General features: G+C 62.8%; 12 protein-coding genes and 1 rRNA gene. 7 read left to right on the forward strand and 6 right to left on the reverse strand.

The window, feature by feature from the left end; genetic code table 11:
- Positions 1-101 precede the first annotated feature (101 nt).
- The 4 genes from rrf (at position 102) to GGI48_RS20300 (ending at position 3,931) form a co-directional block, all read left to right on the forward strand.
- Positions 102-217 (forward strand): 5S ribosomal RNA (gene rrf, locus GGI48_RS20285).
- A gap of 148 nt (positions 218-365) precedes the next feature.
- The gene (locus GGI48_RS20290) at positions 366-1,025 is read left to right on the forward strand and encodes a paraquat-inducible protein A (RefSeq protein WP_016963560.1); all 660 of its coding nucleotides are present in this window, start codon (positions 366-368) and stop codon (positions 1,023-1,025) included.
- Positions 1,012-1,635 (forward strand): paraquat-inducible protein A, encoded by a 624-nt coding sequence (locus GGI48_RS20295; protein ID WP_103741491.1) that lies wholly within the window; start codon positions 1,012-1,014, stop codon positions 1,633-1,635. The genes GGI48_RS20290 and GGI48_RS20295 overlap by 14 nt, the downstream gene beginning before the upstream one ends.
- Positions 1,628-3,931, forward strand: coding sequence for a PqiB family protein (locus GGI48_RS20300; protein WP_179599754.1), 2,304 nt, complete (start codon positions 1,628-1,630; stop codon positions 3,929-3,931). The genes GGI48_RS20295 and GGI48_RS20300 overlap by 8 nt, the downstream gene beginning before the upstream one ends.
- A 152-nt stretch (positions 3,932-4,083) precedes the next feature.
- On the opposite strand, the gene mksF is transcribed toward GGI48_RS20300, so the two are convergent.
- The 3 genes from mksF to mksB are packed head-to-tail and all read right to left on the reverse strand — an operon-like array spanning position 4,084 to position 8,898.
- Complete coding sequence (gene mksF, locus GGI48_RS20305) at positions 4,084-6,927, reverse strand: Mks condensin complex protein MksF (protein ID WP_016963563.1); 2,844 nt, start codon at positions 6,925-6,927, stop codon at positions 4,084-4,086.
- Positions 6,924-7,631, reverse strand: coding sequence for an Mks condensin complex protein MksE (gene mksE / locus GGI48_RS20310; protein WP_015637041.1), 708 nt, complete (start codon positions 7,629-7,631; stop codon positions 6,924-6,926). The genes mksF and mksE overlap by 4 nt, the downstream gene beginning before the upstream one ends.
- Positions 7,621-8,898: an Mks condensin complex protein MksB gene (gene mksB, locus GGI48_RS20315; protein ID WP_177435206.1), complete on the reverse strand. Its 1,278-nt coding sequence runs from the start codon at positions 8,896-8,898 to the stop codon at positions 7,621-7,623. The genes mksE and mksB overlap by 11 nt, the downstream gene beginning before the upstream one ends.
- A gap of 179 nt (positions 8,899-9,077) precedes the next feature.
- On the opposite strand from mksB, the gene GGI48_RS20320 reads away from it, so the two are divergent.
- Complete coding sequence (locus GGI48_RS20320; protein WP_103741493.1) at positions 9,078-9,875, forward strand: energy transducer TonB; 798 nt, start codon at positions 9,078-9,080, stop codon at positions 9,873-9,875.
- On the forward strand, positions 9,872-10,324 hold the full coding sequence (rimI, locus tag GGI48_RS20325; RefSeq protein WP_179599756.1) for a ribosomal protein S18-alanine N-acetyltransferase: 453 nt from the start codon (positions 9,872-9,874) through the stop codon (positions 10,322-10,324). The genes GGI48_RS20320 and rimI overlap by 4 nt, the downstream gene beginning before the upstream one ends.
- Positions 10,325-10,427: 103 nt before the next feature.
- Here rimI and GGI48_RS20330 read toward each other — a convergent pair whose 3' ends face one another.
- Entirely contained in the window at positions 10,428-10,760 is a 333-nt protein-coding gene (locus GGI48_RS20330) for a serine kinase/phosphatase (protein WP_179599758.1), read from the reverse strand.
- A gap of 152 nt (positions 10,761-10,912) precedes the next feature.
- On the opposite strand from GGI48_RS20330, the gene can reads away from it, so the two are divergent.
- Positions 10,913-11,557 (forward strand): carbonate dehydratase, encoded by a 645-nt coding sequence (gene can, locus GGI48_RS20335; protein WP_016963568.1) that lies wholly within the window; start codon positions 10,913-10,915, stop codon positions 11,555-11,557.
- A 46-nt stretch (positions 11,558-11,603) separates the two neighbouring features.
- Here the strand turns inward: can and GGI48_RS20340 are convergent, their stop codons facing one another.
- Together GGI48_RS20340 and GGI48_RS20345 are read right to left on the reverse strand one after the other, a co-directional pair.
- A complete protein-coding gene (locus GGI48_RS20340) occupies positions 11,604-12,776 on the reverse strand; it encodes a hypothetical protein (RefSeq protein ID WP_179599760.1) in 1,173 nt (390 codons plus the stop codon).
- Positions 12,777-12,862: 86 nt separating this feature from the next.
- Positions 12,863-14,458, reverse strand: a complete 1,596-nt coding sequence (locus GGI48_RS20345) for a J domain-containing protein (protein ID WP_179599762.1) — start codon at positions 14,456-14,458, stop codon at positions 12,863-12,865.
- Positions 14,459-14,468 lie beyond the last annotated feature (10 nt).

Here is a 14,468-nt window from a genome sequence, read left to right on the forward strand (position 1 = left end):
ACGAAACGAACCGAAAGTTTGCATGGCTCACAAAACACCAAAATCTATTACATACCCATTCGCTGGCACGTTGCACATGCAACGGACTGGCTACCGAATTTCTTGACGACCATAGAGCGTTGGAACCACCTGATCCCATCCCGAACTCAGAAGTGAAACGATGCATCGCCGATGGTAGTGTGGGGTTTCCCCATGTGAGAGTAGGTCATCGTCAAGATTAAATTCCGAAACCCCAATTGCGAAAGCAGTTGGGGTTTTTTTTTGTCGCGTGGAAAACTCGCTCTTATTCGCAAACAAATTTGCACAGTTATTTTCGAATTGGAACACTAGAATAGCCGCTACTTTCTCCACTTCCAGAGCCTTCTATGCCAGATCCGGTTGACGCCCCCGGGTTGTCAGAATTACCACTGGACGACCTGGTTGCCTGCCATGAGTGCGATCTGCTGATGCGCAAGCCAAAGCTTGCTCTCGGCGAAAAAGCCCAATGCCCGCGTTGTGGCTATGAGCTCTACGCACACCGGCACAATGTCGTTGAACGTAGCCTGGCTCTGGTGATCGCCGCCTTGCTGCTCTACGTACCGGCGAACTTTCTTCCCATCATGCAGCTCAATCTATTGGGACAGTCTTCCGAAGATACCGTCTGGAGCGGCGTGCAAGGCCTGTTCGATACCGGTATGGAAGGCGTGGCGCTGGTGGTGTTCCTGTGCAGCATGGGCATCCCCCTGATCAAGTTGATTTGTCAGCTCCTGGTTCTGTTGAGTATTCGCTGGGACTTCGGGCGCAGCTATGGTCTGCTGCTCTACCGCATCTATCACCACCTGCGTGATTGGGGAATGCTCGAGGTCTACCTGATGGGGGTGCTGGTGGCCATCGTCAAATTGGCTGACATGGCCTCCATCACAGTGGGCCTGGGCCTGGTGTGTTTTATCAGTCTGTTGTTGGTCCAGGTCTGGCTGGAGGTGGTGATGTCGCCTCACCAGATCTGGCAAGCGTTATCGGGAGAGGATGTGCATGCGGGCGATTGATGCAGGCATTCTGATTTGCAGTGAGTGCCACGAGTTGAACCGGCAGGCAGCCGACAGCGATGAGCAGGCCTGCACACGCTGCGGAGCCCAGATCCACCCCCGCCGTCCCAACAGCATCCTGCGCACCTGGGCGCTGTTGCTTACCGCCGCCATTCTCTATGTTCCGGCCAATCTGCTGCCGATCATGACGGTCAGCTCACTGGGCCAGGGTGACCCCAGCACCATCATGTCGGGGGTTATCCAACTGGTGCAGCACGGCATGTTTCCCATTGCCGCGGTAGTCTTTGTCGCCAGTATCCTGGTGCCGACCTTCAAGCTGGTGGGCATAGCCTTGCTGTTGTTCTCGGTGCAACGCCACCAGCCACTGTCGGCACGACAACGAATCATCATGTACCGCTTTATCGAGTTCATCGGTCGCTGGTCGATGCTGGATATCTTTGTCATCGCCATCCTGGTGGCGGTGGTCAACTTTGGACGGCTGGCCAGCATCGAAGCCAATCTCGGTGCGGTCGCCTTTGCCAGCGTGGTGATCCTGACCATGCTGGCCGCAGTAACTTTCGATCCCCGACTGATCTGGGATAACACGGAGTCGGACGACGACCATGACTGATTTGCCTACCGCCAAAACCCGCCCGGCCTCCAATTGGTCAGCCATCTGGGTACTGCCCCTGATTGCCCTGATCATCGGTGGCTGGCTGGGCTGGCGTGCGTACAGCCAGACCGGCATCGAGATCCAGTTGCGCTTCGAAAGCGGTGAGGGGATCCAGGCCAACAAGACCGAGGTGGTCTACAAAGGCATGCCCGTGGGCAAGGTCAAGACCTTGGCTCTGGACGACGAAGGCAACTCCCGGGGCGTGATCGCCACGGTCGAGATGAACAAGGACGTCGAGCAGTACCTCAAGACCAACACCCGCTTCTGGCTGGTCAAGCCCAGTGTCAGCCTGGCCGGCATCACCGGATTGGAAACCCTGGTTTCCGGCAACTACATCGCGGTCAACCCCGGCGATGGCGAGCCTGCGCGCAAGTTCAAGGCCCTGGCCGAAGAGCCGCCGTTATCGGACGCCAAGCCCGGCTTGCACCTGACCATCAAGGCCGAACGCCTGGGCTCGTTGAATCGTGGCAGCCCGGTGTTCTACAAGCAGATCCAGGTCGGACAGATCAAAAGCTTCCTGCTTTCCGAAGACCAGAACACCGTCGAGCTCAAGGTCTATATCGAGCCGACCTACGCCAACCTGGTGCGCAAACACACGCGTTTCTGGAACGCCAGCGGCATCAGCATCGACGCCAACCTGTCCGGGGTCAAAGTGCGCAGTGAGTCCCTGTCCAGCATCGTTGCTGGCGGCATCGCCTTTGCCACGCCGGAAAACCGCAAGGACAGCCCGCCTACCGACCCAAGCCTGCCGTTCCGCCTCTATGAGGATTTCGACGCTGCCCAGGCCGGCATCCGGGTCAAGGTCAAGCTCACCGATTTCGAAGGCCTGCAGGCCGGACGTACCCCGGTGATGTACAAGGGCATCCAGGTCGGCAGCCTGAAGGCCCTGAAGGTCGACTCCGATCTCACCAGCGCCACCGCCGAGCTGACCCTCGATCCGCTGGCCGAGGACTACCTGGTCCAGGGCACCCAGTTCTGGACCGTCAAACCCTCCATCTCCCTGGCCGGTATCACTGGACTTGAGGCGCTGGTCAAAGGCAACTACATCGCCATTCGCCCCGGCGACAAGGGCGCCGCGCCCCAGCGCGAGTTCGAAGCCCGAGCCAAGGCCCCGCCCCTGGACCTGCGCGCACCCGGCCTGCACATGGTGCTGTTCACCGACAACCTCGGCTCCCTGGATGTGGGCAGCCCGATCCTCTACAAGCAGGTCAAGGTCGGCTCGGTGCAGAGCTATCAGTTCTCTCACACCCGCAAGCAAGTGGTGATCGGCGTTCATATCGAGAAAGAGTACGAGTCGCTGGTCAACGGCTCGACCCGCTTCTGGAACGTCAGCGGCATCACCCTCACCGGCGGGCTCACCGGCGGCATCCAGATCAAGAGCGAGTCGCTGCAAAGCCTGATGGCCGGTGGTATCGCCTTCGAGACGCCGCTGCCCAACGTGCCGCTGAAAAAGCGCATTCCGCGTTTCCGTCTGTTCGCCAATCAGGAAGAGGCGGCGCAGCGTGGCACCCTGATCAACATCAAGGTGGATCGCGCCGATGGGCTGCGCGCCGGAACGCCGGTGCGCTTCAAGGGCCTGGATGTGGGCAAGCTGGAAGCAGTGACCCTTAGCGCCGACCTGCAATCGGTGATGCTTAAGGCGCGGATTACCGAAGTGCCCGAGCGTATCGCCCGGGTCGGCAGCCAGTTCTGGGTGGTCAAGCCGGAGCTGGGGCTGATGAAAACCTCGAACCTGGAAACCCTGGTCACCGGTCAATACATCGAGGTTCAGCCCGCGGCGAAGAACTTGGGCGTGCAAACCAGCTTTGTCGCCTTGCCGCAGCCGCCGGAAGCCAGCGTCCAGGAAGCGGGTCTGAGTCTGGTATTGAGCGCTGCTCGCCGCGGCTCGTTGAAGGTGGGTGTTCCCGTGACTTATCGCGAAGTGACGGTGGGCAAAGTGACGGGCTACGAACTGGGCCAGACCGCTGACCGGGTGCTGATCCACATCCTCATCGAGCCCAAGTACGCGCCGCTGATTCGCGGTGGTACAAGGTTCTGGAACAGCAGTGGATTTGGCGTGGACTTCGGCCTGTTCAAGGGCGCCACGGTGCGTACCGAATCCCTGGAAACCCTGATCCAGGGCGGCATTGCTTTTGCTACCCCGGATGGCGAGCGCATGGGCAACCCGGCCCGTCCCCAGCAGACCTTCCCGCTGTTCGATAAGTTCGAGGATGAATGGCTGACCTGGGCGCCCAAGATCCCCCTGGGCAAATAACCCTGTTGTAGGAGCCGGCTTGCCGGCGAAGAGGCCCTCAATTCCGGCGTTCCTCTAGAGAACGCCTTCGCTGGCAAGCCAGCTCCTACAAAAGCCAATAAAAAAGGCCGCACTCGAAAGAGTGCGGCCTTTTGCGTTGCGGCGTTAGGGAATCAGACTTCGTCCAGTTCCGCTTCTGCTTCGGGTTCCACGTTCAGCGTCGCCTTGACCTGATCGTGACGACGGATGAACTTCCAGTCCGCCTCGTCGATGTAGATACCGTTCGGCCCGCTGCCGCCTTCCAGGTCGATGGCCACCTGGGCCGACACCTGCGGCTTCACACTGGCCAGGATCGGCACGAAGCCCAGTTGCAGGCTGGTTTCCAGCAATGCCGCCTGGTTGCGTTCGTCGATGTCCGCCGCCTCGTCGAGGTAGTAGGGCAGGCGAATGCGCCCGGCCTGGTCACGGTCCATCAAGTGCAGCAACAGGTACATGTTGGTCAGCGCCTTGATGGTCATGGTGGTGCCGTTGGACGCCGCGCCGTCGATGTCGGTGTGGATCACCGGCTGGCCGTTGACCTTGGTGATCTCGAACGCCAGCTCGAACAGGTCCTTCAGGCCCAGCTGGTTGTGGTTGGCCGCCACCAGCCGCGCCAGGTACTCCTTGGCCTCTTCGTTCTTGTTGTCCTGCTCGGCGCTCTGGCTCAGGTCGAACACCGACAGGGTTTCGCCTTCCTCGTACTGGCCGGCGCTGTGGATGATCTGATCGATGTGCTTGAGGGCTTCCTTGTTCGGCGCCAGGACGATGCGGAAGCTCTGCAGGTTGGACACCTGGCGCTTGTTGATCTCGCGGTTGAACAGCGCCAGCTGGTGTTCCAGGCTGTCGTAGTCGCTGCGGATATTGCGCAGGGTCCGGGCGATATCGGTCACCGCCGCGCGGCGTGCCTTGCCCAGGGTCAAGGCTTCGTCGGTGCGGTGGGCATAGGCATTGATCAGCAGTTGCAGGCGGCGCTCGACGTCATCCTCGCTGTCGAACTTGGCCACGCCCTTCAGACGCACCTGGGCATACAGCGCCTCGATCTGCCCGTCGACCCGCTGCAGGCCCTGCCAGCTGTCCTGATAGTCGTTGAGCAGTGGCAGCAGGTTGTCCATGGAGTCGTCCACCGGGTCCATGAACGGCGTGCCGAACGGCAGGTCCGCCGGCAGCAGCTGACGGCGGCGCAGGGCGTCGTCGAGGGTGCGCTGCTTGGCTTCCATGTCGGCGATCTGCCGGCCCACCAGTTGCAGCTTGGCGGACAACTGCTGGACGCGTTCGGTGAAGGCATCGCTGGAACGCTTGAGTTCGTCCTGGGCGGCTTCCATCTGCGCCAGCTGTTCCAGCTTTTCGCCTTCCTCGGCGCTCAGGGTCTGGGCGCGGCGGAAGTCTTCCAGGGCCTTCTGCGCATCCAGCACCTGCTGGTACAGGGCTTCGGTCTGGGTCTTGCTGGCGGCGCGGTCGGCGGCCACGGCGGCCTGGGTCTTGAGCTGCTTGAGTTCTTTTTCCAGGCGCTCTTTCTGATCCCGCAGGGCGGCGCGATCGGCCAGGGCCTGCAAGGCTGGCGGCTCGATGTGGGAGATGTCGATGGTCAACCCCGGCACTTCGAAACGCTCGCCCTTGAAGCCGTCGAGGATCAGCTCCACCGACTTCACCCACTCGCCGTTGTCGTCCAGGGCGATGCCGTGCTCGCCCAGCGGCAGGCTGAACAGCGCGCTGTTGAACAGACGCATCAGGCGCTCCACGTCCTGCTGGGAGAACTCCTCGCGCAGGCGGGCGTAGCTGTTGTTGTCGGCATGATCGAGTTGCTGCTTCACCGACTTCAGGCGTTTTTCCAGGTCCCGCAGGCGCTCTTCCAGGTCTTCGGCGGAGAACTGCCGGGACTGGGCCAGGGCGCCGGCCAGTTCATCGTGGGCATCCTTGGCCGCCAGCAGTTGCTGTTCCAGGACCTTCACGTCGTCCACCAGGGCGAAGCGGTGCTTGAGCACCGACAGCTCGCCGAGCCAGCGCTGGGTGCCGGTGATTTCCCGTTCCAGGCGCATCATTTCCTGGGTGCTGCTGCGTTGGTCGTTCTGCAGCGCGTCCTGCTCGTTGCGGTAGTGCTCGGCCTGGAGGGTCAGCTCTTCCTTGCGCGCACCTGCGTAGTCCGACCAAGTGCCCAGCAGCGAATCCAGCAGGGGCGACAGGCGATGCAGTTTGCCCCGCAGAATGTCCCGCTGCTTCACGCCGTTGGCCAAGGCTTCCACCAGGGGGCCCGCGGCCACCAGGGAGTTGTAGTCCTGTTCCATGCGCCGCACATCGCGGAAGGCTTCGTCGCAGGCGGCGATGTAGTCGACGCTGCCGGAGCGCAGGCTGTGCTCGAAGGCATCGAGGAACAGCTGCTTGAGCTTGGCCGCGGTGATCTCGCGCATGTGCAGCAGGTTGATGAACAGCGCGCGGAAGGTCTTCAGGCTCTGCTCGCTGGTGGAGCGCAGCGGAATCAGGGTCAGGTCCAGGGGGATCGACGTATGGCCGCCCACCAGCAAGCGGCGCAGTTCATCCGGCTTGAGCTCATAGGCCTTCAGGCCCTGGCGCTCCAGGTTGGTGAACAGCTCTTTCTGCCGCAGGCAGGTGTCGTCCTTCTGGTAATGCGCCAGGTCCAGCTGGCCGGCGTAGGCGAAGAACTGGTGGCCGAAACCGCCACCCGGGCCGCGCCCGACTACGCCAATCACATGAGGGCCGTGGGGCAGCGAGACTTCCACCAGGATGTAACTGGTGTCCGAGGCGAAGTAGAAGCGCCGGGATTGTTCCAGGCTGTACTTGCCGAAGCTCATGTCCGACATGCGCGCCAAAATCGGGAATTGCAGGGCGTTGATCGACGCCGACTTGCCCAGGTTGTTGGCCCCGTAGACCGATAGCGGCTCCTCCAGCGGGAATAGGCCCAAGCTGTAGCCGGCAGTGTTCAGTAGGGCAAAGCGGCGGATGCCGTAGCGTTCCTTGCTCATGCGTCGAGCTCCTGTTCTTCGGCGATGGCCCGGGCCAGCGCGTCTTCTTCACTTTCTTCGGACTCGTCGAATTCGCTCAGGTCCAGCGGGTCATCGGTCTGCAGCAGTTTCTCGTCGCTGTCGTTGTCCACCAGCACCGGGGTCGGCAACGGCAGCACGCTATGCAGGCTGGCGGCCAGGTCGCGGTCCTGCTGCACCGACAGGCAGACATCGAGGAAGCGGTGCATCGGCGGCAGGAAGCGGTAGATGCCCGGCTCCTCGGCGGCAAAACCCAGCTGGGTCATGCGGCGCATGATTTTCTCTTCCAGCTCTTCCTGGGTCTGCACTTCGGCCTGGATAAACAGGTCGCGGTACTTTTCCAGCAAGGACGGCAGTTCGTCACGGCCCAGGCTGCCGCCGTCGAGCACGGCGATCGGGTCGCGGCCCTGGTCGGCCAGATGCTCCACCAGGATGAAAGTGAACAGCGCCAGGCGCTGGGCGGTCTTGTTCACCTGGGCGGCGGCGTTGTCGGGGACAAAGTAGTAGAAGCCGCGGGTATCGCACACCAGCTCGAAGCCCAGGGCCTTGAACAGGGTGCGGTACTGGTCCTGGAAGTTCGACAATTGCGCGTACAGCTCCGGGTCGCGGCGGCTGACGTGGTAACCCTTGAACAGCTCGCGGAAGATCGGCGCCAGCTGGGACAGTTCGGAAAGATCAAGATGCATGGGCGTTGCTCGCAGAATGCTCGGCGGCGTCATCGCGGGCCGAGAGCAGGGCGAAGGAGCGCAGGCTGACCTGGTGCTCCTGGGTGTGGTAGTCGCGGCGTTCGAGGCGCTCGCGCTTGAAGCGTTTTTCCCGGGACAGGCGTGAGAACCAGTACAGCAGTTCGTCGGTGGCGCCATCCGGTTCCTGGTCCAGCAGCCAGCTCATCAGGTCCGGCATCGGCAGGGCGTCTTCGCAACGTTCGAGCATCTCCCGAACCGTGCGCGGTGCCTTGGGGGCCACTCCTTTGTGGGTCTTGTGGGCCTTGGGGAAGCGCGCCGGCTTGGGCTCGAAGCGGGCCAGGGCATAGACATAGGCTTCCACCTGGCCGGAGCTGCCGAGGAAGGTGCTCTGCGGACGGGTGAACAGCGGCATCGCCGCCTGGGGCACCGCGTCGATGCCCTTGCGCCGGATCGCCGCCAGGGCCAGGGCCGCGCCACGGGTCACGGCGTTGTGCCGGCGAGCTTCTTCACGCAGGGGTAGCAGCAGTTCCCGGGCATGACGCAGGGTCAACTGGGCGCTGGTCTGCATTTCCAGGATGCGCGCGTGGGTGCGCAGCAGCATGTCGTCGTCCACCAGGTGGCCCAGGCGCTGTTGCTCGGTGAGCAGGCGCAGCAGGACGTTTTCCACCTTGCGCACGCCCTGTTCGAAGGCGCCGTCGGCGTTCACCAGCTGGATCATCGGCTCGACGTATTCGTCCCAGGTGGCCAGCACCTCGGCATAGCGCTGGCGCAGGGGGATCTGCCGGTCGCTGGTCTTGGCCCGCTCGGCCACGGCCACCAGGGCCTGTTCGTCGTTGGCGAGCTTCTTCAGGACATCGCGCACGCGCATGTCCAGCAGCCGTAGCTGGCGCGCCAGGTCGTTGCCGTCGCGCACGTCGAAGGCGTCCTGGATGTAACCGGCCAGGCGCTCCAGGTGGCGCAGGTAGGCTTCGATCTCCAGGCACAGGCCCAGGCGGTGTTCACGGCGCAGATAGGCGAGGAAGTCGTGGATCTGCGCATTGAGCTCGAAACGGTTCGGGCTTTTCGCCACCGGGACCAGGATATCCAGGCGTATCCATACGTCCAGCAGGTGGGTGATGTCCTGGGGCGTGCTGTCCAGTTGTTGGGCAGCCAGCTGTGAACGCAGTTCGGCAAGACTCAGGGTGCCTTGGTCGAAGTGCTCGCACAGCGGCTCCAGAAGTGCCCAGTGTTCGGCGAGGGCGCGCAAGACGCGCTTGGGTTCGATCATCGGAATGGCCGGCTGGTTGGCAATGAAAGGCGGCGATTGTACTGCATCAGGCGGCCGACGATTCATCCCCGGGCCCAGCTATGAGACGGACTGTCGCTTTTGTGGGCAATCAACAGCAGGCGATCTTTGCCGAAGGACGGTAGAATCCCCCACCTCAGTTATCCACAAGTGGCCGACCTTTGCTTATCGAGTCCCGTCGTCGCGCTTATCTGTCCGCCATGCAGGTGGTCAGTTGGCTGCCGCGCAGCGAATTGCCCTTTGCCGCCCCTTCGCGCCCCGAATTGCTGGCCTTGCCGGAACCCGAGGTGCAGGCGCCACCTGCCCCCGTGGTCGAGGCCAAGGCCCCGGCGGCGGCTGCAAGGACCGTCGAACGGCCGAAGATCGAGGTGCCGCGTCCTTCCACCGCGCCTGCAAAGTCAGCCAGCAAGCCAGTGGCCGAGGGCGAAGAAGCCCCGGCTCCGGTGGTCAAGGCGCCAGTGGTTCCTCCGCCGCGCTTCGCCCTGCAGCTGTTGCGCGCCGGCCGTTGCCTGCTGCTGGTGGAGTTACCCACAGGCGAAGCCTTCCAGAGTCGCGATCCGGCCTATCTGCTGCTCAAGGACATGCTGCGCGCCGCCGGCTTGCCGGACAGCCCGCAGATCCTCGCCGAGCCGGTGCGCTGGCCGATGCTGACCCGGGGCAACCTCGACCAGGGGCCGGAAGCCGCCCGGGACTTCGTCCAGGCCTTTGTCGGCGTGCGAATCGAAGAAGAGCCCTGCGTCTGCCTGTGGCTGATCGGTCTGCCGGCCGTGCGTTTCGCCGGGGAAGCCAACGCTGAATCCTACAACCGTGAACTGCAGGTCGAAGGCCTGGGTTCGGCCTGGGCCTTGCCCGGCCTGGAACTATTAATGGAAGAGCCACAGCGTAAGGCTGATGTCTGGCAAGCCATGCGTCGCTTGATGACGCGCTGGAAAAGCACTGATGAGCACAATGACCAATGAGTGACGCGTTGACCTTCCGCCTGGCCACCGAGGCGGACCTGGATGCCATCCTGAAAATCGAATATGCCGCGTTCAGTCACCCCTGGACCCGGGGCATTTTCATGGATGCCTTCAAGTCCTACGAAGTCTGGCTGATGTTCGAAGGCAGCCAGCAAGTGGGCCACGGCGTGATCCAGGTGATCATTGACGAAGCCCATCTGCTGAACATCACCGTCAAGCCGGAAAGCCAGGGCCGCGGCCTGGGCCTGCGCCTGCTGGAAGAGCTGATGAAGCGTGCCTACCAGAAGAATGCCCGGGAGTGTTTCCTCGAAGTGCGCTCCAGCAACCAGACCGCCTATCGGCTGTATGAGCGTTACGGCTTCAATGAAGTCGGGCACCGCCGCGACTATTACCCGGCCGTGGGTGGCCGCGAAGACGCCCTGGTGATGGCCTGCACCCTGGTCGACTGAGCCTTCAACCAGCACCCAGGCCGCTGTAGGAGCTGGCTTGCCAGCGAAGGTGCCATTCGCGGCGATGCATGGCTTGAGGGCCTCATTAAATGTGGTGCCAGGCTCAGGGTTTGCCGTCCAGCGGGTCGCGACGTGCCAGTTCGGCTTCATCCAGACCACTGCCACCCCCAATGTCCGTGGCATCGACAATACTCAGATCCCAGTCCGCCGGTTTATCGGCCCCGGCTTCCCGGGCAGAACGGGCCCCATCCTCGCGGATCAGGGTTTCCGGGCTCAGGTCGTCGTCGCTGGAGCCGTCGCTGGTGAGGCCGGTGCTGCCTAAGGGGCCGGGTTCGTCGTCATCGAAATGCAGTTCCTCCATGGACCCCATGCGATCCTGATCATCGTCGATCGGCTCGGGCTGGGGCGCGTTGAAGGGGCGTAGTGATTCGGTCATGGCGATTGCTCATACTTTTAGGGGCTTGCAGGGTGGACCCACAGCCCCGATGAAGATTCCCCGGCAGGGATAACCGGTATCTGCAGTCATTGGCGTGACCCCGACGGGCACTCGTCTGTCAAAGCTGCGCATCATTCTTGAGGCTTCACAGCATGAACGAACTACAAGATCTGATTGATAACAACGCGCGTTGGGCCGAAGCGATCAAGCAGGAGGACCCGGAATTCTTCTCCAAGCTGGCCCGCCAGCAGACTCCGGAGTACCTGTGGATCGGCTGCTCGGACGCCCGGGTGCCAGCCAACGAGATCGTCGGCATGTTGCCGGGCGACCTGTTTGTGCACCGTAACGTGGCCAACGTCGTGCTGCACACCGACCTCAATTGCCTGTCGGTGATCCAGTACGCGGTGGATGTACTCAAGGTCAAACACATCCTGGTCACCGGCCACTATGGTTGCGGCGGCGTGCGCGCCTCGATGCAGGATCGCCAGTTTGGCCTGATCGATGGCTGGCTGCGTTCGATCCGTGACCTGTACTACGAGCACCGCGAGGCGCTGGCACAACTGGCCACTGAAGAAGAACAAGTCGACCGCCTGTGCGAACTGAACGTGATCCAGCAAGTGGCCAACGTCGGCCACACCAGCATCGTGCAGAACGCTTGGCATCGCGGGCAGAGCCTGTCGATCCACGGTTGCATCTACGGGATCAAGGACGGTCGCTGGAAGAGCCTGGACACGACCATCAGCGGTTTCGAACAGCTGCCACCGCAATATCGCCTGCGTCCCCTCGGCGCCGTCTGAATGCGCGCTGGCCGCTGCGTGAAGGCGCAGCGGCCAGCGGCGGGTTTCAGAGGTGTGGCACCTCGGTGCTTGGCGCCGGGGCCGGTGCCTTAAGCTGCTTGAGCTGGGTCTTGACCGGTGCGCTGCTGCACTTGGCCACGGCCTGCTGCTCGGTCAGCTTGCGGACCGAGGTGTAGAACAACTCGCAAGTCTGCTCTTTCTGCGTCACTTGCCAGGTCTGGGTGCAACTGCTGAGCAGGGTGCTCGGATCGGTTCCGGGCTTGCTGCCCATGCCGGCCTGCCAGCAGGCCGCACTCAAATCCTGGCCCATGACTTTCAACCCGGCGGCGTCGGCCTTGGCCTCGTCGTTGTCATAGTTGGCCGGGTCCGCCGCGTACCAGATGTAGCTCGGGTGGTTGGAGCCCAGTACCGGCACCTTCACGCCTTCGCTGGGGCTGATTTGCGCCAGGCCCAGCACATTCACCGTCACCCCGTATTGCTGCTTGAGCCAGCTGCGCACCGGCGCACCGAACGCCACCATCGGCAGGGCCGCGCCGCTGGCGTTCTGGCTGACCTGCTTGACCATGGTGGTCTGGTAGCTGTTGAAGTAGCTGTAGACCCCTTCCAGGCTCTTGCCGGCCGTGGAGGGCGCGGCGATTGGCGCAATATCGATGATGGTCTGGTAGGCCGGAGTCTGCTCGGCGGCGATGCCGTTGACGGTCAGCAACGAGGCCCAGCGGTCGGTGGTGGCCGACTCCAGATAGTCCTGGTAGCGGGTCAGCGAGTAATCCGGCGGGAAGTGCAGCAACTCGACGCTCTTGCGGTTTTCCAGGGCCATGCCCAGGGGCAGGAACAGGTACCAGCTGTATTCCCAGTGGCCGTCGCTGTTGAGCTGGCTGGCGCCTTTGTAGGCCAGGTCGCCGGCATCGAGCAGGGCGCTCAGGGGCTTGTCGTAGCCCTGGGGCACGCCGCTGATGGAGGCGACGACCTTGTCGTTGGCGGTTTTGACGCTGACCTTGGCCGTGCTGTAGCCGTCGCGCTGCACGCTCTGGGTCAGGTAGTGCTCCACCGTCTGCTCCAGGGTCCAGTTGCGATAGCAGATCACGTTGCAGTTGTTGGGGTAGGCGAAGAGTTGGGTGACGCGTTGCGGACTGCCCAGATCGACCTCGACATCGGCCATGACGCTGCTGCTCAGCGCGGCCGCCGCCAGGGCCAGGGTGATTCCTGCGAATTTGAACATGCTCAGATCCTTTTCAGCGTGAACCCCGAAGGGCGAAGACGGTACGGGTCGGCGGGCGGCACCCGCCTGCCAGCTGTGCCAGCCTTTCAGAACGGCCGGAGAGTGGTCAGTGGAAAGCCAGGATAGTACAGCTGGCAGAACACGTTGGCCGCCAGCATCAGTGGCAGGAAAACCACCTGCAACGGGCTCCAGTGGGCCCAGTGCAGCGCGGTCAGCCAGGGGTGACTGGCGCTCAACTGCGGATCGATGTGGCCCAGCCTTCTGCGCTGCAGCAAGTTGAGCAGGATCATGCCCAGGTAAGTCAGCATGCCGAGGCCGCCCAGCAGGGCGCCGAACGCGGCCAGTAGCACCAGCTGCGGCAGGCCATGGCGCAGCACCAGGTACTTGCCATCCGGGTCGAGGCGCTTGGGAATCAGGCGTTCGCTCAACCACAGGTCCTGGAGCACCAGGCGGGTCGCCAGCGGTATCCACTGGCTCATGAGCAGGATCGAGAACCACACCGGAATACAGCTCAGCACCAGCGCCAGGGTGATGCAGAACCCCGGCGAATAGTGGTTCTGCAACAGCAGGTACATGGCAATCGCCAACGAGAGGCTGGCCCAGAGCCTGGCCCAGGACTGTTCAAAGGTCGGGCGGCGCAGAAAACGCAGCCAGAAATACAGATCCTTCTGCGGCAGGCGCTCGATCAGCTGTGGATAACGCCAGGTCAGTAGCTGTGCCAGATGTTGGCAGGCCTGCCAGTGCTGAGCGTCGGTATCTTGCAGTAAGTCTTTCTGCTGCTTGGCCGTCATCGGCTTGAACAGCAGATGAGCGGCCAGGATGCTGGGTTCCCGCACCCGCTCGTCCGCGCTGCGCAGTTGTTGCTGTTGGTAGAAACTCTCCTGCTGGCGGCGCTCCATCAGCGCCTCCCAATCCTCGGCGGGGCCTGGGTGAGCGCCGGTCTTGTCGTCCCACTGGAAGCAATGGCAGACCTGATCCAGCAACGACAGGCTCCAACGGGTGCGGTTGAGCAACTGCAGCACGGCGTACTGATACTGCTGGCGGTGGTCGAACACCTGCATCCACGGCTGCTCGGCATAGCTGCGCAACTGCTCGATGAAGGCCGCTTCGTCGCCGGCCTGCAGGTGTGCCTCCAGGATTTTCAGGTAATGGCGCAGCAGGTCGTCGCGCAAAATCTGCTGCTGTGCCGGGCTCATGCTCAACTGCTGCCAGGGCACCAGCCATTCCAACTGCTGCACTGCCCACAGTGCAATCGCCGTGCGCTGTTCCGGGTGGCTCAGGCAGTACCGCAGCAGGCCGGCCTCGAAGCCTTGCCGGCAATCGAGCTGCAGTGCCTGTTGCCAGCGCTCTGGCACATTGCGCGGCGTCAGGCCAAGCAACAGTCGCTGCTCGGGAGGCTCGGCCCGCTGCACAGGGCGGTTTTCGCAGCGCATATCCAGCAGTTGCGACCACTGCCGCAGGTTCTCCGACTCAGCTGGCGCCGGTGTCGCCGCGCCAGCATGCTCCGGCGCCTGCTGGCGCTCTCGAGCCAGCAGCAAGGCTGTTTCATAAGCCTCGCGCAACCGCTGGAAGCCTTCGGTATCTTCATCGGGACGGGTGGTTTTCAGGCGTTTGGCATAGCTGCGCTTGATGCTGCGCTCATCGGCGTCGTCCGGCAGCTCCAGCAGGGTCCAACAGTCCATGTCGCCGCTC

Origin of the sequence: Pseudomonas protegens (genome assembly GCF_013407925.2) — a bacterium.
In the GTDB taxonomy this organism is placed as follows: domain Bacteria; phylum Pseudomonadota; class Gammaproteobacteria; order Pseudomonadales; family Pseudomonadaceae; genus Aquipseudomonas; species Aquipseudomonas fluorescens_AP.